This window comes from Antarctobacter jejuensis (genome assembly GCF_052266595.1).
GTDB lineage: Bacteria > Pseudomonadota > Alphaproteobacteria > Rhodobacterales > Rhodobacteraceae > Antarctobacter > Antarctobacter jejuensis.
The window spans coordinates 180,886-203,584 of record NZ_JBQQXJ010000003.1 but is presented as its reverse complement, the minus strand read 5'-3'; the positions used below and the strand labels follow the sequence as shown (position 1 = coordinate 203,584).

General features: G+C 64.3%; 26 protein-coding genes and 1 tRNA gene. 2 read left to right on the top strand and 25 right to left on the bottom strand.

All coding sequences use genetic code 11. The annotated features are described in order from the left end of the window. Nucleotides 1–67: 67 nt before the first annotated feature. The 15 genes from ACTXGA_RS05970 to ACTXGA_RS05900 form a co-directional block, all read right to left on the bottom strand. Nucleotides 68–1,312 carry an aminotransferase class V-fold PLP-dependent enzyme gene (locus ACTXGA_RS05970; RefSeq protein WP_443392225.1) on the bottom strand — a complete coding sequence of 415 codons (1,245 nt, stop codon included), beginning with the start codon at nt 1,310–1,312 and terminating at the stop codon, nt 68–70. Then, complete coding sequence (locus tag ACTXGA_RS05965; RefSeq protein ID WP_443392224.1) at nt 1,312–1,500, bottom strand: DNA gyrase inhibitor YacG; 189 nt, start codon at nt 1,498–1,500, stop codon at nt 1,312–1,314. The genes ACTXGA_RS05970 and ACTXGA_RS05965 overlap by 1 nt, the downstream gene beginning before the upstream one ends. Then, nucleotides 1,497–2,528: a ribonuclease E/G gene (locus tag ACTXGA_RS05960; RefSeq protein ID WP_443392223.1), complete on the bottom strand. Its 1,032-nt coding sequence runs from the start codon at nt 2,526–2,528 to the stop codon at nt 1,497–1,499. Before ACTXGA_RS05960 ends, ACTXGA_RS05965 begins: the two co-directional genes overlap by 4 nt. Further along, nucleotides 2,525–3,115 (bottom strand): Maf family protein, encoded by a 591-nt coding sequence (locus ACTXGA_RS05955; RefSeq protein WP_443392222.1) that lies wholly within the window; start codon nt 3,113–3,115, stop codon nt 2,525–2,527. The genes ACTXGA_RS05960 and ACTXGA_RS05955 overlap by 4 nt, the downstream gene beginning before the upstream one ends. A gap of 185 nt (nt 3,116–3,300) precedes the next feature. Further along, a complete protein-coding gene (gene infA, locus ACTXGA_RS05950) occupies nt 3,301–3,519 on the bottom strand; it encodes a translation initiation factor IF-1 (RefSeq protein WP_023849011.1) in 219 nt (72 codons plus the stop codon). A gap of 126 nt (nt 3,520–3,645) precedes the next feature. Beyond that, nucleotides 3,646–4,530 carry a carbon-nitrogen hydrolase family protein gene (locus ACTXGA_RS05945; protein ID WP_443392221.1) on the bottom strand — a complete coding sequence of 295 codons (885 nt, stop codon included), beginning with the start codon at nt 4,528–4,530 and terminating at the stop codon, nt 3,646–3,648. 9 nt (nt 4,531–4,539) lie between these two features. Next, on the bottom strand, nt 4,540–5,121 hold the full coding sequence (locus ACTXGA_RS05940; RefSeq protein ID WP_443392220.1) for a GNAT family N-acetyltransferase: 582 nt from the start codon (nt 5,119–5,121) through the stop codon (nt 4,540–4,542). Beyond that, nucleotides 5,121–5,522, bottom strand: coding sequence for a ketosteroid isomerase-related protein (locus ACTXGA_RS05935; protein WP_443392219.1), 402 nt, complete (start codon nt 5,520–5,522; stop codon nt 5,121–5,123). Before ACTXGA_RS05935 ends, ACTXGA_RS05940 begins: the two co-directional genes overlap by 1 nt. Nucleotides 5,523–5,577: 55 nt before the next feature. Beyond that, nucleotides 5,578–6,021 carry an arsenate-mycothiol transferase ArsC gene (locus tag ACTXGA_RS05930; RefSeq protein WP_443392218.1) on the bottom strand — a complete coding sequence of 148 codons (444 nt, stop codon included), beginning with the start codon at nt 6,019–6,021 and terminating at the stop codon, nt 5,578–5,580. Nucleotide 6,022: 1 nt separating this feature from the next. Further along, entirely contained in the window at nt 6,023–6,502 is a 480-nt protein-coding gene (locus ACTXGA_RS05925) for a UPF0262 family protein (RefSeq protein WP_443392217.1), read from the bottom strand. Nucleotides 6,503–6,670: 168 nt separating this feature from the next. After that, nucleotides 6,671–7,018, bottom strand: a complete 348-nt coding sequence (gene arsC, locus ACTXGA_RS05920; protein WP_443392216.1) for an arsenate reductase (glutaredoxin) — start codon at nt 7,016–7,018, stop codon at nt 6,671–6,673. 9 nt (nt 7,019–7,027) lie between these two features. Then, entirely contained in the window at nt 7,028–8,329 is a 1,302-nt protein-coding gene (gene hisD / locus ACTXGA_RS05915; RefSeq protein ID WP_443392215.1) for a histidinol dehydrogenase, read from the bottom strand. 668 nt (nt 8,330–8,997) lie between these two features. After that, on the bottom strand, nt 8,998–9,477 hold the full coding sequence (locus ACTXGA_RS05910) for a DUF2948 family protein (protein WP_443392214.1): 480 nt from the start codon (nt 9,475–9,477) through the stop codon (nt 8,998–9,000). Continuing rightward, on the bottom strand, nt 9,474–10,745 hold the full coding sequence (gene murA, locus ACTXGA_RS05905) for a UDP-N-acetylglucosamine 1-carboxyvinyltransferase (protein WP_443392213.1): 1,272 nt from the start codon (nt 10,743–10,745) through the stop codon (nt 9,474–9,476). Before murA ends, ACTXGA_RS05910 begins: the two co-directional genes overlap by 4 nt. A 7-nt stretch (nt 10,746–10,752) precedes the next feature. Next, a complete protein-coding gene (locus ACTXGA_RS05900; RefSeq protein WP_443392212.1) occupies nt 10,753–10,983 on the bottom strand; it encodes a hypothetical protein in 231 nt (76 codons plus the stop codon). A gap of 67 nt (nt 10,984–11,050) precedes the next feature. Between ACTXGA_RS05900 and ACTXGA_RS05895 the strand changes: the two genes are divergently transcribed. Further along, nucleotides 11,051–11,125: transfer RNA gene (locus tag ACTXGA_RS05895), tRNA-Thr, on the top strand. Nucleotides 11,126–11,254: 129 nt separating this feature from the next. On the opposite strand, the gene ACTXGA_RS05890 is transcribed toward ACTXGA_RS05895, so the two are convergent. From ACTXGA_RS05890 to ACTXGA_RS05875, 4 genes are all read right to left on the bottom strand, one after another. Next, on the bottom strand, nt 11,255–11,926 hold the full coding sequence (locus tag ACTXGA_RS05890) for an ATP-binding cassette domain-containing protein (RefSeq protein ID WP_443392211.1): 672 nt from the start codon (nt 11,924–11,926) through the stop codon (nt 11,255–11,257). Beyond that, entirely contained in the window at nt 11,919–13,553 is a 1,635-nt protein-coding gene (locus ACTXGA_RS05885; protein ID WP_443392210.1) for an ABC transporter permease, read from the bottom strand. Before ACTXGA_RS05885 ends, ACTXGA_RS05890 begins: the two co-directional genes overlap by 8 nt. A gap of 67 nt (nt 13,554–13,620) precedes the next feature. After that, nucleotides 13,621–14,817: an ABC transporter substrate-binding protein gene (locus ACTXGA_RS05880; RefSeq protein WP_443392209.1), complete on the bottom strand. Its 1,197-nt coding sequence runs from the start codon at nt 14,815–14,817 to the stop codon at nt 13,621–13,623. Between the two features lie 15 nt (nt 14,818–14,832). After that, nucleotides 14,833–15,441 carry a CDP-alcohol phosphatidyltransferase family protein gene (locus tag ACTXGA_RS05875; protein ID WP_443392208.1) on the bottom strand — a complete coding sequence of 203 codons (609 nt, stop codon included), beginning with the start codon at nt 15,439–15,441 and terminating at the stop codon, nt 14,833–14,835. A 175-nt stretch (nt 15,442–15,616) separates the two neighbouring features. Here ACTXGA_RS05875 and ACTXGA_RS05870 point away from each other — a divergent pair, with 175 nt between their 5' ends. Beyond that, the gene (locus ACTXGA_RS05870; protein WP_443392207.1) at nt 15,617–16,576 is read left to right on the top strand and encodes an endonuclease/exonuclease/phosphatase family protein; all 960 of its coding nucleotides are present in this window, start codon (nt 15,617–15,619) and stop codon (nt 16,574–16,576) included. Between the two features lie 231 nt (nt 16,577–16,807). On the opposite strand, the gene ACTXGA_RS05865 is transcribed toward ACTXGA_RS05870, so the two are convergent. The 6 genes from ACTXGA_RS05865 to ACTXGA_RS05840 all read right to left on the bottom strand — a co-directional run bounded on the left by ACTXGA_RS05865 (nt 16,808) and on the right by ACTXGA_RS05840 (nt 22,565). Continuing rightward, on the bottom strand, nt 16,808–17,509 hold the full coding sequence (locus tag ACTXGA_RS05865; RefSeq protein ID WP_443392206.1) for an SDR family oxidoreductase: 702 nt from the start codon (nt 17,507–17,509) through the stop codon (nt 16,808–16,810). Nucleotides 17,510–17,883: 374 nt separating this feature from the next. Next, nucleotides 17,884–18,786, bottom strand: a complete 903-nt coding sequence (locus tag ACTXGA_RS05860) for a 5-dehydro-4-deoxyglucarate dehydratase (protein ID WP_443392410.1) — start codon at nt 18,784–18,786, stop codon at nt 17,884–17,886. Between the two features lie 29 nt (nt 18,787–18,815). Then, nucleotides 18,816–19,628, bottom strand: coding sequence for an NAD-dependent epimerase/dehydratase family protein (locus tag ACTXGA_RS05855; protein WP_443392205.1), 813 nt, complete (start codon nt 19,626–19,628; stop codon nt 18,816–18,818). A 145-nt stretch (nt 19,629–19,773) separates the two neighbouring features. Then, nucleotides 19,774–20,952 carry a mandelate racemase/muconate lactonizing enzyme family protein gene (locus ACTXGA_RS05850; RefSeq protein ID WP_443392204.1) on the bottom strand — a complete coding sequence of 393 codons (1,179 nt, stop codon included), beginning with the start codon at nt 20,950–20,952 and terminating at the stop codon, nt 19,774–19,776. Between the two features lie 4 nt (nt 20,953–20,956). Beyond that, nucleotides 20,957–21,838 (bottom strand): SMP-30/gluconolactonase/LRE family protein, encoded by an 882-nt coding sequence (locus ACTXGA_RS05845; protein WP_443392203.1) that lies wholly within the window; start codon nt 21,836–21,838, stop codon nt 20,957–20,959. Then, nucleotides 21,828–22,565, bottom strand: a complete 738-nt coding sequence (locus ACTXGA_RS05840; protein ID WP_443392202.1) for a FadR/GntR family transcriptional regulator — start codon at nt 22,563–22,565, stop codon at nt 21,828–21,830. The genes ACTXGA_RS05845 and ACTXGA_RS05840 overlap by 11 nt, the downstream gene beginning before the upstream one ends. Nucleotides 22,566–22,699: the final 134 nt, after the last annotated feature.

Sequence of the window (22,699 nt, the reverse complement as noted above, 5' to 3'; positions counted from 1 at the left end):
ACGGACCAAACCGCGGCTCAGGTCCCCCTCGTGTGCGTATCACCCGGGCAAGCGGCGCAGCGCACCTTTACCCCAGCAGGTCCTGCATCACGGTCAGAAAGGCGCGCACCTCGTCCGGGGAATTGTAATGCGCCAGGGACACCCGCACGCAGTCCGCCTGCCCCAGCGGTTTCAGGATATTGCCCGAGTAATGATCCGCCTTGCGGGTATGGGTGCGAATCCCCTGTGCGTTCAGCGCCTCGACCACCTCGGCAGAGGGACGCCCCTCGACCCAGAAACCCACCAGCCCTTCGCGCGCCGGGTTGTCGGCCCCGCCGACGATCACCACACCCGGCAGATCGGCCAGCCCGGGCAGGTTGCCCACCCCGTGGACCATCATCCGCGTCAGCCCCGCCTCATGCGCATGGATCGCATCGCGCGCCGCCGTCAGCTGCGCCTTGGGGTCTGTCGCGTCGCTGACCTGCGCGCCCAGCCACTCGAAATACCGCAGCACGTCGGAAAAGGTCGCATAGGCCCCGGTGTCCCGTGTGCCCAGTTCCCAGTTGCCCGACGGCCCGCCGATCAGCGCGTCATGCGCCAGCGCCGTCAACCGGTCCGAGGCCCAGGCCACGCCATAACCATGACGCGAGAACATCTTGTAGGGTGAGACCACGTAGCCATCGCCCCCCGCCGCCGCCACGTCGATATGACCGTGGCAGGCGTGCTGAATGCCGTCGACGATGATGAAGCATTGCGGCGCAACCGCCCGGATCGCCGCCGCGATGGCGGGCAGGTCCATGCCCATCCCCGTCACCGGCGATGTATGCAGGATGGTCGCCACCGCCGTATCCGGCGAGACATGCTCGGCATAGGCCTCGGCCGTCACCACCCCGGCCGCATCGTCATGCGGGATCAGCACATGGTCGCGCCCGCTTTCCATCGCCCAGCGCGCGCAGGCGCTGCGCGAGGCCGGATGTTCCACGGTCGAGCCCAGAACCGGCCCGCTGTCCGCCCCAAGGCAGGCGTCGCGGATCAGCCGGAACAGCAGTTCGGTGCCGCTCTCGCCAAAGATCACGGCCCCGCTCTCAGCCCCGACAAACCCCTTCACATCGGCCCGCGCCCGCGTGATCACATCGACCAGCGCCTTTGACGCCGGATTGTCGCGCCCCTGATTGTCCGGGATCGCCGCAAACCGGGCCGAGGTTTCGACCACCGATTTCAGCGTCAGCGCACCGCCCGCATTCTCGAAAAAGATTCGTTTCCCGGTGAACGGGCAGTCCTCGACATGGGCAAAGCGCCCCCGGATCTCTGCCAAAAGCGCGTCATCGAACATCAGTGCGGTTTCCTGTCTTCCTCGACGGCCGCCGCTGCCTGCGCGGCCTCTTCCATGTCTTCGGGATCGTCCGAGGGAATGGCATAACTGCCGCCCAGCCACTTGGCCAGATCCACGTCGGCGCAGCGCTTCGAACAGAACGGACGAAACTGCGGGTCGCTCTTGCGGCTACAGATCGGGCAGGTCACAGCACCTCCTTCAGCACCACGCGGTCCCGCTTGCGCTGCAGTTCCAGCAGGCCCAGCGTCGTCCAGCCCGCCACCACGGTTTCCGTGCGATCCGTCTTCAGCGCGGCCTTCAGCACGCTTTCCAACTGCCGCCGCTCCTTCTTGGCCACCGGGGCCGGATCGACAACGATCTGCCCGCCCAGCCCGCGCAGCCGCAGCTGGCGCGGCAATTCGCGAAAGGCCGCGATATTCGCCTTCAGCCCCGCGGCGGGAGAGGTATCGCCGCCGGTGTTCACATCCACCGCCACCAGCGCGGTCACCGGCTCGATCATCATGCTGCCACCGCCGGGCAGACCCACGCGCGCCGCTTTCAGCGCCTCGATCATCCCCGCCACCTCGTGCCGGTCAAAGCCGCCCGGCTCTGCATCGACCTCTGCGGCAGAGGACCACTCGCGCCAGGCCAGCGCATGCGGCCCGTCCCCCTCGACCAGCAGTTCCGGTCCGCCCTGATCATCCGCCAGCACGGCCAAGGCCAACTGCCCCATCGCCAGAATGTCGTCAAAGATCGCATCGGCATCCTCGGCCCGGCAATTGGACCGCAGGATCAGCCCCGCCCCTTCGGGCAGCGGATGTTCGGCCAGCGCCTCATGCGCGATTTCCCGCAGGCTGTCCCGCTGGTCATCATCGCGGATCTGCCGCGAGACGTTGATCCCCGGCGCCCCCGGCGTGACGATGGCATAGCGCGATTTGAACAACAGCCGCGTCGTCACCGGCAACGCCTTGCCCGGCTCGGCATAGCCCGTCACCTGCACCAGCAGCGATTCCCCCGGGCTCAACCCCTTGACCTGGCGCAGAAAGGCCGGTCCATCCGGGGTTTTCAGGAACATGCCGCCCTGCCCCTTCATCGGACGTTCGGCCACCGCGCGGTAAATCGACCCGGGACGCGGCAGATCGCTGTCGATCAGCACGTCGTCCAGTTGCCCGTCGACCAGCAGGGCGGCAGCTTCACGCTCGCCCCAGTGGTCCAGAATGATGGTCGTGCCCTTCATGACTGATCCTTGTAAAGCGGATAACCCGCCGCTTGAAGCAGATTTGCCGTCTCGGCCAGAGGCAATCCGACGACCGCCGTGAACGATCCGCCGATCCACGGGATAAAGGCCCCCGCCATCCCCTGAATGCCATAGCCGCCCGCCTTACCGCGCCAGTCCTCGCTGGCCAGATAGGCGTTCAACTCGTCGTTCGACAGCATCTTCATCTTGACCTGCGTGACCACGTCGCGTTCCCACAGGCTTTCCCCCCGCCGCACGGCCACTGCCGTGATCACACGGTGACGCCGCCCGGACAGCTTGGTCAGAAAGGCCGCCGCCTCCTTGGCATTCTCGGGCTTGCCCAGAATGCGGCGCCCCAGCGCCACGGTGGTATCCGCCGACAGCACGATCTCATCCCCGTCCGAAGGAATCGCCAGCGCCTTTTCCCGGGCCAGCCGCACGCAATAGGGACGCGGCAATTCCCCTTTGCGGGGATCCTCGTCGATGTCGGGGGGCCGGATATCATCGGCGGTCACGCCGAGATGAGACAGCAACTCGCGGCGGCGCGGGCTGCCGGATCCGAGGATCAGACGGGGGCGATCGGTCATTGTGGGTGCTCACGAATGGTTTGCGCCGGAACACCAGACTTGTCGCCGGGAATCAAGGGGCCACGGCAATCGGGAACAACCTTGGGTCCCGGCAGCCGCGATCCTTGATGAATTGGCAGGGCCGTCACGTCTCCCACGGAAACATGACATTGCCCACCAGTGGTTTTCGCCGGAACGAAAACGACTTACTTGAACCGGTAGTTGATCCGGCCCTTTGTCAGGTCGTAGGGTGTCATTTCCACCTGAACCCGGTCTCCCGCGAGGACACGGATGCGGTTCTTGCGCATCTTGCCTGCCGTATGTGCGATGATCTCATGGCCGTTGTCGAGCTCGACCCGGAACGTCGCATTCGGCAGGAGTTCCTTCACGACACCGGGAAATTCGAGCGTATCTTCCTTGGCCATGGTCTCTCCTGAATCGAAAACCGCGCACAGAGCGCGGCGCGCGGCAATATGAGGCCCAAGCGCGGGATTTTCAAGTCACAACTTGCTGCAGCGCCGCAATCAGCGCCGCGACAGGTTCCGCGCTGTTCAACTCAGGCGCAGAACCTCCGGCGCGCCGTCGCGCCCGGCCTGATCATCCCAATGCCTGCGATTGAGGACGACGCCATCCCGGCGCACCTGCGCCACCGCCGCCAGATCGATCTCCGCATAGGTCCAGCCGGGCTGGTTCAGCACCCCGTCCGCCAGCACCCCGGTCGGCGGAAAGCCCACGTCCGGCGGGCCAAAGACCGCACCCCGCCCGGTGCTGGTGTCGATCGCTTCGCTCCAGTCCGCCTCCCCCACCAGCGAGGACATGACCGCCACGCATTGCGCCTCCAGCGCGCGGGCCGCCGTCCCGATCCGCACCCGGCTGTGCCCCGACAGCGCCTCCGTCACCGAAGGCACCAGCAGGATATCCACATCCGACAGCGCCCGCCCCAGCAGCGGAAATTCGGAATCGTAGCAGATCAACACGCCGATCCGGCCCAGAACGGTGTCGAAAACCCGCAACGGCCCACCGGCGGCGACGCCCCAGACCTCGCGTTCGAAGCGGGTCATGATCTGCTTGTCCTGCACCCCCATCGACCCGCTCGGCGCAAAGAACCGCGCCCGGTTCACCGGCCTTGGGCCGATCACGTCGTCAAAGACCGGGGCCGAGGCTGCAAGGATGTGCACCCCGAACCGTTTCGCCAGCGCCGCATGCAGGGCATCGGTCGCCGGCACCCGGTCCGACACCGCGTGCAGGCTCGCCTCAAGATCCAGCGCCACCTCGCGCCCCGCCAGCGTGGCCAATTCCATTGCACCGTATTCGGGAAAGACCAGCAGCTCTGCCCCCTCGCCCGCCGCCTCGCTCACCCAACGGGTGATCTTGTCCTCGTAAGCCTGCCAACTGTCCAGGAAATCCGCCGGATAGGCCGCCGCTGCCACTTTCATCTCACCGCCTCACAATCTCCGCATCCAGAACTGAAGCGATTTTTCCGTCTCGCTGTCCTGATCGATATCTTTCCACCGGAACCGCGCGACGGCGCCTTCCACCGGCGCATAGCCACGCTTGCGCCAAAACGCATCCAGCGGCGCATGATCCGCCGGACGCAAGGGATGCTCCTCCGGGCGCACCACACCGCAAAAGGCGCTGTACCGCCGCCCCAGCGCCCGCGCATGCCCCTCCCGCAGGTCAAAGAACCGGTGCCCGATGCCCCGCCCGCGATACTCCGGCATCAGGACCGACTCGGCACAGTAAAAGATCTCCGACAGATCATATCCGCGCGCCACGAACGCCGCACCGAAATCCTCGGCGTGATCCTCCATCGGCGTCCCGGTCGCCGCCCCCACCAGCGTGCCCCCGTCAAAGGCCCCCACCAGAACCGCGCCGGGACTGTCCCGGTAGGTCTGCAGATACCGCCGCTCATAGTCAAAATCGCCGTCATAGAGATAGGGAAAGGCCCGAAAGACCGCGATCCGCAGCCGCGCCACATCATCCAGCGCCGCCTCCAGCGCCGCCCCGGTCAGAACCTCGACCCGCATCACGACACCTGCCGGACCCAATCCGCAAGATTGTAATAGGTCACCACACGGCTGATCTTGCCGTCCTTCAAAGAAAAGAACGACCCGGCGGGCAGGCAATAGCTCTGCCCTGCGGCCTCCGGCAATCCCTCATCCGTTTCCAGATAGGTGCCGTTCACCACATATTCCGCCGCCGCCCGCGTGCCATCCGCACTGGCAAAGATCACCATCTCGGTCAGCTCCTCGCGGTAGCAGCGGCTCATGTGCCGGCAGAACGCCTCGAACAGCGGCTTGCCCACGCGCACCTGCCCTTCGTTCACGTGATGCGCCACGTCCTCGGACAGACAGTCCAGCATCCCCGGCACGTCGCCCGCGTTGAATGCCTCGAAATACCGCGCCACGATCTCCCGCGCTTCAGCCATGCGCACCCCCCTGCTTCTTCTCTTTGAAAATACGCAAAAAAGGCCCGCAGGGCCGTCACGCCTCCCAGGCCTCCTGCAACCGCGTGACCAGCTGGTCGCGGGTCTGCCGGTAGGCATTCAACTTCTGTTCCCGCGTCTCGCCAATCCCCGTCGGATCCATCACGGGCCAGTATTCCACCTTCAGGTGATAATAGCGCGTCAGTTCCAGCGCCCGCCGCTGCGAGGCCGGCGACAGCGTCACGATCACGTCGAAGCCGGACAAGGCCTCGCCCATCTGCTCCATCTCTTCAAAGCTGCGCGACCGGTGCCGTTCCAGCTCCACCCCGATCTCCTTGCAGGCGGCGATGGCGAATCCGTCGATCTCCAGATCGTTCATCACGCCAACCGACTGCACATAGGTCTCGGTGCCGAACAGCTTCTTCATGATGCCCTCGGCCATGGGCGAGCGCACCGCGTTGTGATCGCAGGCAAAGAGCACCGATTGCGGCAGTGCGCTCACGTCATCCCCCGAAATGCAGCACGCAGACCAGGGTAAAAAGACGCCGCGCGGTGGCGTCGTCAAGCTCCACCTTGCCCTCCAGCCGCTCCTGCAGGATGCGTGCGCCCTCGTTGTGGATGCCGCGCCGGGCCATGTCGATGGTCTCGATCTGGCTGGGCGGCAGTGTCTTGACCGCATCGAAATAGCTTTTGCAGATCTGAAAGTAATCCTTGACCACCTGCCGGAAGGGCGACAGCGACAGGTGAAATTCCGCCGCCTTTTCATGGCCTTCGGTGGATACGTCAAAGACCAGCCGCTTGTCCCGGATCGACAGGCCCACGGTATAGGGGCCCGGTGGCACCTCCCGGTCGTCCCGCGCGGGCAAGACAAAGGTGTTCTCTTCCATCAGGTCGAACATGGCGACGCGCCGTTCCTGTTCGATTTCCGGCGTGGGCGGCGGCAGGTTGGCGTCGTCCAACTCGATATGCGCGATGCGTGTCATGGGGGGCATCCTGAATGTTCGCCTCGGCTTACCGCGCCCGGCGCGCCGGGGCAATGGCACCAAAAGGTGCATTGGTCCCTGTCAGGGCCGGGACAGGCACAGGCGCTGAAACGCGCGGCACACCTGCTGTCGGTCCGGTCATTTTGACCACCGGACAGACCCCGCGCGCTACAGCAGGTCGCGCACCAATTCCGGCGGACGGCACAGCCGCACCCCCTTGGCAGAGCAGACGATCGGCCGCTCTACCAGTTCCGGATGGGCGACCATCGCGTCCAGGATCGCCGCCTCGGGGATCCCGTCCTCCAACAGCCCAAGGTCCTTGGCCTGCCCGCGCGCGGTGCGCAGCGCCTCGCGCGCGGTGATCCCGGCCACCGCAAACAACGCCTGCAACTGCGGCTTGGTCCAGCCGGTCTTCAGATACGGCACGACAACCGGCTCGGCCCCGGTCTCCCGGATCAGGTCCAGCGCGGCGCGGGACTTGGAACAGTTCGGGTTGTGAAAGATGACAACGGTCATGGGTTCCCCTCAGCGATTGAGCTTGTCCAGACGCGCGGTCACGCTCAGCCCGTGCGCCTCAAGGCTCTCGGAGGTGGCCAGCACCTCGGCCGCCGGGCCAATGGCGCGCAGCGCTTCGGGCGTCATCTTGGCCATGGTCGTGCGTTTGAGGAAATCCATCACCGACAGGCCAGAGGAGAACCGGGCAGAGCGCGCCGTGGGCAGCACGTGGTTCGGCCCGCCGACGTAATCGCCAATCGCCTCCGGCGTCCACTGGCCCAGGAAAATCGCCCCTGCGTGGATGCATTTCGCGGCCAGCGCTTCGGGGTCGGCGACGCAGAGTTCAAGGTGCTCCGGCGCAATCCGGTTCGACAGCGCCGCCGCCTCGTCCAGATCGGCCACCGTGATCACGGCCCCGAAATCCCGCCATGACACCCCGGCAATGGCCCGCCGTTCCAGCGTTTCCAGCCGCTTGTCCACCGCCGCCGCCACCGCGCGGCCAAACTCCGCATCCGTGGTGATCAGCAGCGATTGCGCGCTTTCGTCGTGCTCGGCCTGGCTCATCAGGTCCAGCGCGATCCAGTCCGGGTCGTTTTCGCCGTCAGCGATCACAAGGATCTCCGAGGGCCCGGCAATCATGTCGATGCCGACCTTGCCGAACACCCGCCGCTTGGCCGCCGCCACAAAGGCGTTGCCCGGCCCGGTGATCTTGTCCACCGGCGCGATGCTGTCGGTCCCATAGGCAAGGGCCGCAATCGCCTGCGCGCCGCCGATGCGGTAAATCTCATCCACCCCGGCAATCCGCGCCGCCAGCAAGACCAGCGGGTTGACCACGCCATCCGGCGTCGGCACGCAGATCGCCAGCCGCTCGACCCCGGCCACCTTGGCCGGAATCGCATTCATCAAGACAGACGAGGGGTAGCTGGCCAGCCCGCCAGGCACATAAAGGCCCGCCGCGGTGACCGCCGACCAGCGCCAGCCCAGCGTCGCCCCGTCCGGATCGGTCCAGCTCTGATCCTGCGGCATCTGGCGCACGTGATAGGCACGGATGCGTTCGGCCGCCGTCTCCAGCGCCTGCCGCTCGGTCTCCGTCACCTCGGCACAATGCGCCGCGATCTCGCTTTCGGAAAACCGCAGCCCGGAGGCCTCCAGCTCCAACCGGTCGAATTTCGCGGTCAGCTCCAGCACCGCCGCATCGCCGCGCGCCCGCACATCCGCGATGATCCCGGCGACCACATGATCCACATCCGGGCTGTCCTCACGCTTGGCGCCCAGAAGCGTGGCAAACGCGGTTTCGAAATCGTCCTGACGGCTGTCGAGATATACGGGCATGGGTCCCTCCGAGATGCCCCCGTCCCATATCCCGCACGCGCCCGGGCCTCAAGCACCCCACCGTCACGCTTTGACCCCTGCACCCCCCTGCGCACCTCACCGCGCCGCCGGAGAGTTGGCCAAGCGATGCCCGGACCGGCGCTCCCTACGGGCCCGGGCTCCGCCCCTGCGCACCTCAGGGCTCCGCCCGTTCGCAGTTCGATCTCTCCACTGGAGAGATCGTCGACCCAAGGGCCGAACCACTGTTCACTCCCCCGGAGAGTTTGCCGGCCTGCGGCCGGATCGGCGCTCAGCCTGTTCGCCGGAGCCATCCCTTGCTGATGCCGAAAAGAGACGGACGCGCGGGCAAGGCAAGGGGGCGCAGCCCCGCGCAAAGCGCGGCTTGCCCTTGCCTTGCACGGGCGGCTGTCTCAGGCATCAATCGGCAAGGGAGGGGTCTGGCGGGCAGGCGTGCCTGTTCACGGGTGAATCCTGAAGCGAAAACCTCACCCTCGAAAGGGTCGGCGGGTGGGCGATGCGGCCCAAAGGGCCGCGAGTCCCGTCCCCGATCCGCAGAGCTCAAAGGTTAGCAAAGGGTAAAATCGCCCTCGTAACCCCTTGATCCTGCATTCCCCCTAAGCTGTCCACGCGTGGACACACCCTTCAGGCCCGCCTTTCAGGCCAGCATTTCAGGCCCCGTGATCAGGCAGCTTTCCCGACGGCGCCAGATAGGGCCGCGTCACGTCCCGCAGGCCAACCTCCAGCGCCTCGACCCGCGCCCGCAGGGCGCCGTCCCCGGCCAGCGTCAGCTCCACGAATCCCTCGGGCTCCTCGCCCGGCTCGAAACTCACCGCCAGGATCTGCAGGATCATGTCCTTGTCCGACCGGTCCACACCCTGACTGGCCACGCCCAGAACGTTCTCGATCACCAACAGGCACTGCACCCGCTCCACCGGGCGCCCCTGCCGTTTCGCCGGCTCCACGTCTTCCCAGCGGATCCGGTTCACCAACAGCCCCAGCCGCCGCTTCGAGGCCTGCCACGTTATCTCCGTCACCGGCAGGACCGCGTCCTGTACCAGACTGGAAATCACCTTGAGATCCTCGACGTCCAGAGCGCCAAGGTTCAACGGCCGTGCGCCGCCATCCTCGAAACGGGCGTCTTCGCTCATGACCCGGCGACCCTCTCGATCTTGGCGCCCAGCGCCGACAGTTTTTGCTCGACGTTCTCATAGCCACGGTCGAGGTGATAGACCCGGTTCACCATCGTCTCCCCCTCGGCCGCCAGACCGGCAAGGATCAGCGAAACGCTGGCCCGCAGGTCCGTCGCCATGACCGGCGCGCCGCGCAACCGCGCGACCCCGGTGACCTTGGCCGTCCCGCCATGCACATCGATCTGCGCGCCCATCCGCATCAGCTCCGGTGCGTGCATGAAACGGTTCTCGAAAATCTTCTCTTCCAGCACCGAGGTCCCCTCTGCCGTGCAGAGCAGCGCCATCATCTGCGCCTGCAGATCGGTCGGGAATCCGGGGAAAGGTTCTGTCGTGACATCCACGGCTTGAATGCGATCGCTGCGGCGAGCCACCTTCAGCCCCTTGTCCGTCTCCTCGACCGAAATCCCCGCCGCGTCCAGCTTTTCGCAGAATGCCTCGACCAGAGAAATCTTCCCGCCAAGGCAGGTAACCTCGCCGCCGCAAATCGCAGGCGCCAGCATGTAGGTGCCCAGTTCGATCCGGTCCGTCACCACCGCATGGGTCGCCCCGCCAAGGCGATCCACGCCCTGAATGGTGATCGTGGAGGTGCCTTCGCCCTCGATCTGCGCGCCCATCTTGCGCAGGCACTGCGCAAGATCGACGATCTCGGGTTCCCGCGCCGCGTTTTCCACCACCGTGGTGCCCTTGGCCAGCGTGGCGGCCAGAAGGACGTTTTCGGTCGCCCCGACCGATACGAATGGAAACACCACCCGCCCGCCGCGCAGGCCGCCCGCCGGGGCCTTGGCATGCACATAGCCGTCCCGCAGGTCCATCTCCGCGCCCAAGGCCTCCAGCGCCTTGAGGTGCAGGTCCACGGGCCGTGCGCCGATGGCACAGCCTCCGGGCAGCGAAACCTCTGCATAGCCTTCGCGCGCCAGAAGCGGCCCCAGCACGAGGATCGAGGCCCGCATCTTGCGCACGATGTCATATTCCGCACGCTGCGTGGTCAGCCCGTGTGAGGACAGCGCCAGAACCTTGCCATCAGCCAGCCGCGACACTTCGGCCCCCAGCGACTGCAGCAGGGTCGTCATGGTGCGGATGTCGGACAGACGCGGCGCATTGGTCAGCGTCAACGGCTCTTCGCTGAGCAGCGTCGCGGGCATCAGGGTCAGGCAGGCGTTCTTGGCGCCTGCGATGGGGATATCCCCGTTCAACGGGCCATTGCCCGTTACCAAGATCGAATCCATGCCTGTCCTAGTCCTCGTTACCCGTCTTATTGTCTGTCGGCGCAGCTGTCGCGGCCTCTTCGGAACGGGCACGGGCCTGCGCCTTGCGGCGTGCAAGGTTCGACTTCAACGCAGCCTTGAGCCGCGCATCACGCGCTGCGGCCCTGTCCTGCCCGTTCTGTTTGCCTTTCCGCTCCATGGCGCGGGTGTACCGCAGGGTCGATACCGGGTCCAGAGCAGCCCGCACGCCCATCAGCATGATCGGCGGATTTTTCCATTCTGCCCCTTGCGCGGTCCGAAAATAGGGTCTAATAGCCCCGCCACACGCTGCTGTAGCTCAGAGGTAGAGCACTCCCTTGGTAAGGGAGAGGTCGAGAGTTCAATTCTCTCCAGCAGCACCACCTCCCTCAGGAAAACCGGTAAAACCAGCGTATTGAGCATCTTAGGATGCACCTTTTGTTATGCCTTTTTTGGCGCACGAGAGGCCGCCGGAGCATTTCACCCGGACAAACGCCGCGGCACATAGTTTTCTACCGCGATGCACATCCCGCAGAGGATGCCTGTTTCCGCCCCGACAGGTTGATGGTCTCACCCCCTGCAGCGATGGCGTCTTCCTTGTCATGGGTGACAAGCAGGACCGGCAGGCCCGCTGCCTTGGACCGTTCAAAGACGAGTTTGCGCACGCGGTCCCGCAGTTCGGTATCCAGCCGCGAAAAGGGTTCATCCAGCAGCAGCGCCTCGGGCTCTGACAGCAGCATCCGCATCAGGGCGACCCGCGCGCGCTGCCCGCCTGACAGGGTCGCCGGATCACGCGGGCCGAACCCCTCCATACCGATCTCTGCCAGCGCGGCCTCTACGCGGGCGCGGCGCTCCTTGCGCGACGTATGAAGGCCGAATGCAAGGTTTTCGCCGACGGACAGATGCGGAAACAGCAGGTGATCCTGAAGCAGCACACCGACGCGCCGCCGCTGGGTGGGCAAAGAGCGCAGATCGCGACCGTTCAGCCGTATATCCCCGTGCACGTGAAACGGTGGCATCAAGGTGCCGGTGATCGCCGCAAGCAAAGTGGACTTGCCGACCCCCGATGGCCCCATGACGGTCAGCGTCTCGCCGGGCGCGACCGATGCGGTCAACTCGTGCAACAGGGCATCCCGCCCCTTGCAGATCGTCAGGCCAGTCAGGTGCAATCCGGTTTCAGGCATCCAACACCCCCCGTCGGTTTCGATAGACCCACCGCGGGACAAGGACAGCCACCGCAAAAGGCGCCCATGCCGCCAAAGTCAGCGTGGTGGCCCAGACCCCTATGGCGCGCCGGTCCCCGCCGGATGCGATGGAAAGCGCTTCGGTCGTCAAGGTCGTGAAACGTCCGCCAGATGCCAGCAGTGTTGGCAAGTACTGCCCAAGCGACACCGCGACCCCCACCGCCAGAGCCGTCAGGAGTGGACGTGTCAGCATCGGCATCCGGACGCGCCACAACACGCCCAACGGGCTGGCGCCCAGCGCCAAGGCCGCGATGCCGAAACGCGCGTCCCACGCGCGAAACGCCCCGGCCAGCGACAGGAAAACGTAAGGCAGGACAAAGACCAGATGCATCAGGATGACAGGCAATACGCCCTGATCAGCACCTGCAGTCAGCAGCAGGATCTGCAAGCCCGGCAAAAAAGTGATCTGCGGCAGGATGAGCGGAAGATACAGGACCGCCAGACCGCCTGCACCCAGACTGCGGCCCCAGCGGTATTCGTTTTCCAGACAGCCGATGACAAGGATCAGTGCGACCGCCGCGACCGTCAGGGCGAGCGCCAGGGTGCCCGCAGCGGTTTCCAGTACCTCGGGCCCCTGCTGCATCCAGGCTCTGGTCTTGAACGTGTCGGGCAGCCCCTGCGGGAACCGCCAACGACCGGCAAAGGACCACAGGAGATTGGCAATCAGACCGCCAAACAGGGCCAGCGCAACGATCGCCGCCGCCCCAAGGCCAAGCCACCGCGCCACCGGATCGACAAAGCTTGCGCCACGCACACCGCGCCACAACGCCATACAGCCAAGCCGGGCCACCAAACGCTCGCTCAGACGCCAGAGCACCAGCACGCCCACCACAAGCGCCAACTGCAGCAACGCGGCTGCCGCCGCCGGGGCGCGCAGCGTCAGGTCCGGGTCCGTCATCCAGTCGAGAATGAGAACCGCAAGCGTCGGCGGCGTCGACGGTCCAAGGACCATCGCCATGTCCACGTTGGACATGGCATAGGCCAGCGCCGCATAGATCGGCATCCGCATTTGCGTGTAGACGCCTGGAAATACCGCCAATGCAAACCCGACGATGCGCCCATACCCGGTGGCTTGGGCGATCTTCATGCGTTCGACCGGGGCAGCCTGCGGCAAGGCGGCCAGCTGCATCAGCAGCAGAAAGGGAATTTCCTTGGCCACAAGACCGGCGATCAGGCTCCACCCGCCGGGATCCTGAACGATCAGCAGGTCAGCCGGGCGCTCCAACCCCGTCAGCCACGGCGACAACAGCCGAAATCCCCAGCCCGACGGCGCGATCAGAAAGGCCAGCGCAAGCGCCGCCGTCACGTGCGGCACCGCCAGCAGCGGCGACAGCGCCTGTTCGATGACGCGGAAGAACCGCGTGCCATACCAGCCTGCGACAAGCAGGAAACTCAGGACAACAGCGCCGAAGGTGGCAATCACACCGGTCTTGACCGACAACCAGATCGACCGTTCGATCCCCGGAGCGGCGAGCACGTCCTGCCACGGGACAAGGCTAAAGCCGCCCTCCCCGCCCGGCCGCAGCCCACCGAATGCGGGGATCACCGCGCCCATGAGCCCAGCCACCGCCGGACCCAGCAAAAGCACAATGGTGAGGATGGGGAAGGCCCCCCACCCGCTTGCCCGCGGCGCGTCAGTCACCGGCGCCGAAACGCGTCTGCCAATCCGCCTCGATCGCCGTGGCCCAGCTTGGGTGCGGTTCCGGCAGGGTTTGTCCCAACTCGTCCGGGGCAAGCGTGGCGATACCCAATTTTAGCGCATCAAAGGCGGCACGATCCGCTTTCGGCAAGGCATCAAGGTCAAGCACGGTCCCGTAGCCAAGGATATCCGGTGTTTGCGCGCGCAGCTGCGCCTCTGGGCTCAGCAGGAAATTCGCGACGACCATCGCACCGGCTTTGGCATTGGCGTTGTAGGGAATGGTGACGAAACTGGCGTTGCCCAACGTGCCGCCGTCCAGAACGAAGGTGCGAACGCTTTCGGGCAGCTGGTCGTTGGCGATGGCCGCAGATGCCTCTCCCGGGGAAAAGCTGATCGCCAGATCGACCTCACCGTCGTTGATTAACTGCAACTGACGCGGACCGGACTGCGGATAGGCCTTGCCCGACCGCCAGAGCGACGGTGTCGCCGTATCGAGCCATTGCCAGAGCGGCGCCGTGACCTCGACATAGTCGTCCCCGACCGGGTGCTGCAGGGCTTCGGGGTCGTCAACCAATTCGATCAGCATCTGCTTTAGAAAGGTGGTGCCCAGAAAATCTGGTGGCTGCGGATAGGTGAACCGCCCGGGATTGGCCTTGATCCACTCCAGAAGCGCCTCGGCGCTTTTCGGCGGTTCCGGCAGTGTTTCGCTGTCGTAGATGAATACCACCTGCGCCATCGCCCAAGGGCTTTCGTATCCACCGGTTGGCACGGTGAAATCGGTCTCGACCGTTTTGCCCGCAACATCGACGTACTGCCAGTTCGGCAGCGAGGCCGCGAATGGTCCGAACAGCAATCCGGCGTCCTTCATCGCGGCAAAATTCGCCCCGTTTATCCAGATCATGTCGACAGCACCGCCCGCGTCCTTTCCGGCCGCCTGCTCTGCCACGACGCGGTTGACCGCATCGGCGGTGTCGGTGAGCTTCACATGCTCCAGCGTCACACCAAAATCGTCGGACACCCGCTCACCGACCCAGGCGATGAATTCATTGGTATTGGTCGCGCCGCCCCATGCGTGCCAAAACACCGTCTGGCCCTGTGCTTCTTCGAGCACCGCCTCCCATTGGGCTGGGTCAGGTTCGGCAAAGGCCGGTGCGGCCAAGGTCAGCATGGCCGCAAGCAGGTGTCGTTTCATTCCAGGTCCTTTCGGTCAGTTCGAGAATACCTGCCGCGCAAGCAGGACGCGCGACACTGCCGTTACGAAACACAAAGCCCCGAACAGCCAAGCCATTGGCACGAAATAGGCCGGGAACAGGCAGAGCAAGACGAAAAATCCGATCGTTTCCGTGCCTTCAAGCAAGCCGCCGGTGAAATACAGCGATTTCGACCCGCGTGCGGAGGTTTCCAATCCGTGCCGTTCCGCCATGATGGCATAGCCAAGGAAAGTCGCGCCGTTGAAATAGAAACTCGCCAGCAGCCACGCCCCGGCAATGCCGTTCTGCGTGGGCTCGGCGATCACGAAGGCCAAAGGCACCAGTCCGTAGAAGAGAAAGTCACAGGTTATGTCGAGAAACCCGCCGAAATCCGTCGATTTGCTGGCGCGCGCCACGGCCCCGTCAAGACCGTCAGCAAGGCGTGAGATCACGATCAGCAGCAGTCCCAACCCATAGGCCTGCACAGCGATGGCCACGGCGGACGCCACACCGGCTGTGAGCCCGATCAGTGTCACCAGGTTGGCGGTCACCCCGGCCTGCGCCGCCTTTTGCCCGACGGCATCAAGAGCGGGGTCGATCAGGGGGCGTATCTGAGCATCGAACATGAGGAAAACCTGTACAGAGTGACGACCGAAGTACCTTTGCCCGCCCGGGCAGGCAACAAAGCCTACATAGTTGTGACCACTTGTGTGATTTGGGGATGTATTATTACAGCCGTGTCGCGGATAGGACGAGGGCCGCGAAACCGAGCGATGGCTTGCTCAGAGCAAAGGACCAACCGTGTCTCGATCGACCGTGGAAAACGCCGGGCGCCCGCCTTTCCTGAAACGTCTCGCCCGTGGGTTCGGTGGCTTTTTCAGTCTGGGCGCTGCCGCGCTTGGCGTGCAGGTCTACACCAATTCCGGCGATCAGCCGCTGCCCGAACGCGTATCGGACAGCCTGCGGATCGCCACGTACAACGTGCATTACATCGTGGTTCAGCAGGAAAACGGCCCTTGGTCCCGGAGCGGTTGGGACGCCCGCAAATCCTCGTTGAGTTCGGCTGTGCAGCATGTGGATGCCGACCTGATCGCCTTTCAGGAGATGGAAAGCTTTGCCAGAGGCGTGGTTGCTCAGGAGAACCTCGCGCTGAACTGGTTGCTGCAGAACAACCCCGATTATGCGGCTGCCGCGGTCGGCGATCCGGAGGTCTTTCCCTCGACACAGCCGATCTTTTACCGGACCGATCGTCTGGAGGTGCTGGATGAGGGTTGGTTCTTTTTCTCCGAAACGCCGGATGTGATATATTCCCGCACGTTCAACGGCTCTTATCCGGCGTTTGCGTCATGGGCGCAATTTCAGGATCGCACCACGGGCGCGGTGATGCGCGTGATCAACATCCACACCGATTTCTCAAGCCGAAGCAATCGCTTGCGTTCTCTCGATCTTGTCGCGGAGCGCATCGCCCCTTGGCAAAAGGCGGGCGAGTCACTTTTGGTCATGGGGGACATGAACGCGCGGATCGGGGACAAGAGCCTGCGGATCCTACAAGAGGCGGGTGTGCAGTTCACGCCGGTCAAGGGCGCGACCTATCATTTCAACCGCGGTTTGAACCTGTTTGGCGCCATCGATCATGTAGGTGTGATCGGGGCTCTGCGCTTTGACGGCACACCTGCCGTGGTCCGGCGCAGGTTTGAGGGTCGCTGGCCGACAGATCACTATCCGGTCGTCGTCGATGTCCTGCACGGTGATGCGGGATGAACGGCCTTTTCGGAAGAAGCCATCCCGCAGCTTTTTCATCCATTCAGACGTGCGTGATCACCCGCCCCAAGTATCGGAGAGGGTGAACCCCTGCGGGAAGGGGGGCACTCGGATCGAGTGCCGACTTACCACATCCCCAAAACACCGTCCGCGCGGCGGCGTAGGCGTCGACCCGAATTGCGCTCAATATTTCGGTCGCGCATTCGCCGCCAATGACTGAACGCGAGGTGATTACATATGCCGGGTAACGCCGCCGTCGACGCGCAGCGATTGTCCGGTGATGTAGCTGCTGTCATCCGTCAGCAAAAAGGCCGCCGCCTTTGCCTGTTCCTCGGCCCGGGCAAGGCGGCCAAGAGCCGACATGTCAGCGAACTTCTGCGGCAGGTCGAGGCTATCGGTAAAGCCGGGCAGCAGGCAGTTCATCCGGATGTTTGCCGGGCCATAGCGGTCAGAGAACAGCTTGGTAAAGCTCGACACCCCAACGCGGTACACTGACGAGGTCGGGAATGTGAGCGAGGGCTCAAAGGCCGAAAAGGTCGTGATGTTCACAATCGATCCCCCGCCCTGCGCTTCCATCACCGGGTTCAAGAGCTTGGCCATGCGAATGACCGGCTTCAGCACCATGTTGTTGGCCTTGTCCCAATCCTCTTCGCTGATCTCAAGCAGATCGCCCTTGGGCGGGCCGCCCACGTGGATCAGGCACGCGTCGATCCGGCCATAGGTTTCCATCGCAAGGTCAAAGATCGCCTGCGTGTCCTCGGCGTTTTCCGCCTTGCCCCGGCGCGCTACGCCGCCCAGTTCCGCAGCCAGTTCCTCGCAGGACTCAGAGGGGGACATCAGCGCCAGCTTGTAGCCGCGTGCGTGCATCTCGCGGGCGGTTGCCGCGCCCATGCCGCGGCCTCCACCGATGATCAGGCAGGTCTTGTCGGTCATTAAAGCTCTCCTTGTCGGAATCTGTCGATGCGATAGCGGGTCATATCCGCCAGCGGACTTGCCCCGGTGATCAAGCCCCCCGATAGTTTGGCGGTCGTGGCCCGGCAGGTCAGGACAAGGTGGCTGTGGCCGGTGGCAAAGTAAACTCCTGACACCTGACATAACTGGACCATTCAAGTGGGGCTGATCAGCGCCATGTGGGCATGTTTCACGGTGATCCCGGCCATACGCAAGCCGACGCAGACCTGAAGATGATGGAACGCGCCTTTAACCGCGTCTGCGCGGCCGATGACCATCCAGCGACGTCCGCCTGCCCCGGAATGCCTGTAAGCCCGCCCTGATCCGGGCGGGTCTATGTCTTTATCGCTGTGGCCTTACTTCCGGTCCCCGATGACCGTCTGCAACATCTCGCGTTCTTCGCCGGTCAGGTCTGTCAGTGGTGTCCGGACCGGTCCGGTGTCGAAACCGCGCAGGCTGACCCCCGCCTTGATCGCCGAAACTGCATAGCCGGTCTTGCGGTCGCGCACCTTGGCGAAAGGATAGTAGAAGTCGCGCAGCATCTGTTCACAGGTCGCGTTGTCGCCCGCCGAAAAGGCCGCGTGGAATTGCAGCGCCGTTTCCGGAACAAAGTTGAAGACGGCGGAGGAATAGGTATCCACCCCCGCACCGCGAAACGCCTGAGCGAACAACTCATGCGTGGGCATCCCGCCGATATAGGCCAGGCGGTCGCCCAGACCCACGGTAATCCGTTTGACCGTGTCGATGTCGCCGGTGCCATCCTTGAAGCCGATCAGGTTGGGGCAATCCTCAACCAGCCGGGCAAGCGTTTCGGCGGAGACGACAGACTGCCCCCGGTTGTAGACGATGACCCCCATGTTGGTCGATTGGCAGACCTTGCGGATGTGCGCTTCTATCCCGTCCTGCGGCGCGCCGATCAGGTAGTGCGGCAACAACAGGATGCCGTCGCCGCCCGCCTCTTCGATGGACTTTGCCATGTCGCAGGCCATCCGGGTGCCATAGCCGCAGCCCGCGATCACCGGCTGGTCCGGCTGCGCAGCGCGGGCGGTGCGCACCACCTCGACAACCTCTGTCGGCGTCAGAGAGAACAATTCACCGGTGCCCCCGGCGACGATCAGCCCGGCGATCTTGTGCGGGCTGAGCCATTCCAGATGGGCAGAAAAGGCGGTGGGGTTGAAGGCATCGTCCGCGTCAAAGGGCGTGACCGGAAAGGACAACAGGCCAGAGCGGATGATGTCGCGCAGCGCGAGTGGGTCGATCATTGCAGGTTTCCTCAAATCGCTGACGGTCAGGATTTTTCTTCGTGAATGCCATCGGCGCAAAAGTCGCCGCCCTGGTAGACTGCCGCCGGTTGATCCGCTGCGGGCGGGTCCATCGCGGCATCCAGCTTGGCGCGGAACTGTTCGGAATTGTCCTTGGGGTTCCAGCCGATATAGGCCACCTCGCGGTTGTCCCACCAGCTGGCCTCATTCGCCGAGGCCCCGTAGATGATCGGGCAGCCCAGACGCGGAACCATGAAGATGCGTTCGATCAGCAGGACAAAATCGTCATGGCTCATCCATGTGGACAGCATCCGGTGGTTGGCCGGTTCGGGAAAGCAGGAACCGATGCGGACGGATGCGGTTTCGATGCCGAACTTGTCGTAATACATTGAGGCCAGCGCCTCACCGAACACCTTCGACACGCCGTAAAGGCCATCCGGCCGGGTCACGGATTTCGCATCCAGCCGTTCGGTCTGTTTGTGGAAACCGATGGCATGGTTCGACGAGGCAAAGATGATACGCGGTTTGACAGAGGCGTTGCGCGCCGCCTCATAGAGGTTGAACATGCCGTCGATATTGGCGTTGAGGATCACCGACCACGGCGCCTCGACCGACTGGCCGCCCATGTGGACGATGCCGTCACAGCCTTCGACCAATTCCGCGACGGCCGCCTTGTCCCCCAGATCGCAATAGACGATTTCTTCGTTCTCGCGGGCATCACCCAGCCCCTTGCGGGCCGAAATGCGGAGCGTTTCCGCCAGATGGCCAAGCCGGTCCCGGCAGACGGCCCCCAGATTGCCGTTGGCACCAGTGATCAGCAGTTTCTTCAGTTTGGGCATGGAAGGTCTCCTTGAGGATGCGCTTCGGCACAGCCGAAGACGCGAAGTATGGTTGTCGGTGGATAGACGGTCGGCCCGGCGAGGTTTGAGTGGTGGCGATCCACGCCCCCGCCGACAACCTGCGCTATGAAACCGGACGTAGTGTTCATGTATATCCCGTTGACCCGTCGGGCCGCATGGGCAGCTTGCGTTCCCAATGGATGTAACGGTCTGTCTTGAGGTATTCCTCATCGATCTCGACACCCCAGCCCGGGCGATCCGGGCGCAGTTCCAGGTAGCCATCGACCGGCAGGTAAGGATCCTCAACATAAGCGGCACGATCCTCCGGCGGGGCAAGGTCCCGCCCCAGATAGGCGACGGTGCCCGGCAAACGGTATTCGAGGATCTTGAAATTCGGGCAGGCGGCGGCGAAATGCAGATTAACCGCCGTCGCCAGCGGTCCCATCGGGTTGTGCGGCGCCACCGGAACATAGAACGCCTCTGCAATGGCTGCGATCTTGCGCATTTCCAGCAACCCGCCGACGACGCAGATATCCGGCTGGATGATATCGGCCCCGCCACACTGCAAAAGGCGCAAGAATTCGAACCGGGAATACAGGCTTTCGCCAGTCGCCAGCGGCACCTTCAGCTCCGCCTTCAACCGCCCCCAGGCCTCGATGTTTTCGGGGCGCATGGGCTCTTCGTAGAACAGCGGATGGAAAGGTGCCAAGGCGTTGCCCAGTTCCGCCGCCTGCCAAGGCTCGAACAGGCGGGCGTGGGCGTCAAAGGCGAATTCGAAATCCGGGCACAGATTGACCAGATCGCTGAGCCACTCCGTGGTGGTCTTGATTACCCTGCCCCAAGGCGCGTCATGGATATCCTCCCGATAGGGCGACAGTTTGAAGGCCGTGAAGCCATGCGCCGCCTGCATCTCCGCGCAATGGTCGCGAACCTGCTCCGCCTCCGGCGCGGAATAGACGCCAAGGTAGACGCGCACCCGGTCCCGCACATGCCCGCCCAGCAGCATGTAGACTGGCAACCCCACAGCCTTGGCCGAAATATCCCACAGCGCATGATCGATGGCCGAAATCGCGGCAAGACCCAGCGCGCCGGGTGGAAACCGGCTTTGCTGCAGCAGTTTGAGGATCAGCGCCTCAATCCGGCGCGGATCCTCGCCCGCGATCTGCAAGTAGAGGTAGTCCAGCAGCGGCGGCAGGGCACGGTCAGGCCCGTGGTTGTAACACTCGCCCCAGCCGGTGATCCCTTCATCCGTGTCTATCGCCACAATGACGCGCGGGCGGTTGCCGTCGCGGGACATGAAACTGCGCAATCCGGTGATTTTCATAGGCCTACCCCGGAAACCGGGTCTGTGGGACGCCCGTGACACCCAACCCGGTGATCGCGAACAGCCCGCCGGCCTGCGGCTGCGGACGCCCCTCCTCCAGACCGACCCCCAGCGAGGTCACGTACAGAACATCCAGATCCGGCCCGCCGAACATCGGCTTGCTGGGCTTTTCGACCGGCATATCGATCGTCAACAGCACCTCGCCTTCGGGCGACAGGCGATAGATCTGCCAGCCGGACACCCCCGCCTGCCAGTAACAGCCCTCTGCATCCACGGTGCCGCCATCCGGCCGCCCGGCAACGGCGCGCGTGTCAAAGAACGGTTCCGGCGTGCCGGGTGTGCCTGTGGCCACGTCATAGTCACAGCACCAGATCCGCCGCACCTCGGCATAGGAGTCCGAGAAGTACATGCGCGATCCGTCCGGCGAAAAGGCCAAACCATTGGTGGTATAAAACCCGGATTTCCAAAGCGTCACGCTGCCATCCGGATCCAGACGGTAAAAGCTGCCCAAAGGTTCCGGCGTACCGCCATCCTTCATGCTGCCCGCCCAGAAGCGGCCCTGTGCGTCCGTGGCACCATCGTTAAACCGGTTATCGGGCAGATGCGCCTCCGGGTCGTGGATGGCCTCGCGTGCACCTGTCTCCGGATCGTAGAACCAAAAGCCAGATTTCGTCGCCAGCACCAGACCGCCGCTGGCACGCAGCGCCAGACAGCCGACGGGCTCGCCGATATCATGGGTCCGGTTCTCTCCGCTTTTCGGGTCAAGGCGGTGGACAAACCCCGCCGGGATATCCACCCACCACAGGCACTTTGCGCGGTCGTCCCAGACCGCGCCTTCACCAACCAGGCTGTGCGTGTCCGCCACGCAAGTGATCTCAATCGCCATCCGTCCGCCCCTTGAAAACCCGCCGTTCCGATCCGTCGATATGGGCCAGCATGGCCTCCCGCGCGCGCCCTTCATCGCCCGCCGCAATGGCGTCGATGATGGCGCGATGTTCACTGATCATCCGCTCTCCGGTGCGCGCTCCAGCCCGCCCGAGGCTGTTGACGAAATTGCCGATAAACGACCAATTCGGCCCCAGCATGTCGACCGTCTCGCGGATGAACCGGCTGCCGGACAGCTCCGCGATCGTGGCATGAAACCGGATATCCTCGCCAACCGTGTCGCCACCGTCCGCCAGCAGCGTCTGCATCGTGTCATTGATCGCGCGTAGGCGATCCGCCCCCTCTGCACGGGCATTCTGTGCCGCGCGCGCGGCAGACTCCGCCTCGATCAGCCGCCGGAAACGAAAGAGTTCGGCAATATCCTCGATGCTGCCCAGCGCCGCGTACCCCGCGACGCCGCTGGCCATTCCGTTGCTGACGTAGGACCCGGCGCCCTGCCGCGACACGATCAGCCCGGAGTCCCGCAGCCGCGACAGGGCTGCCCGCACAACCGGGCGCGACACGCCGTGCTCTTCGGACAGTTCTTTTTCGCTTGGCAGTTTTTGACCAAGCGACAGGGTACCAAAGCGTATCTGATCAAGCAGTTGCCGATAGACCTGTGTTTCCAGCCGGTCACCTGACGACGGCTGCAGATTCGCAATTTCGTCGATTTGCCGCTCGCTGGACACGATCACCCCCGGACTTTCACTTGCCATACAACATGGCGAAATTTGTTTTACAAGTAAAAAGTGATGCGCATGGCACCCCCAGCCTACGCCGCCGGTGCTTGCCCCCTGCAGATCCGTCTGATGCAAAAGCCTTG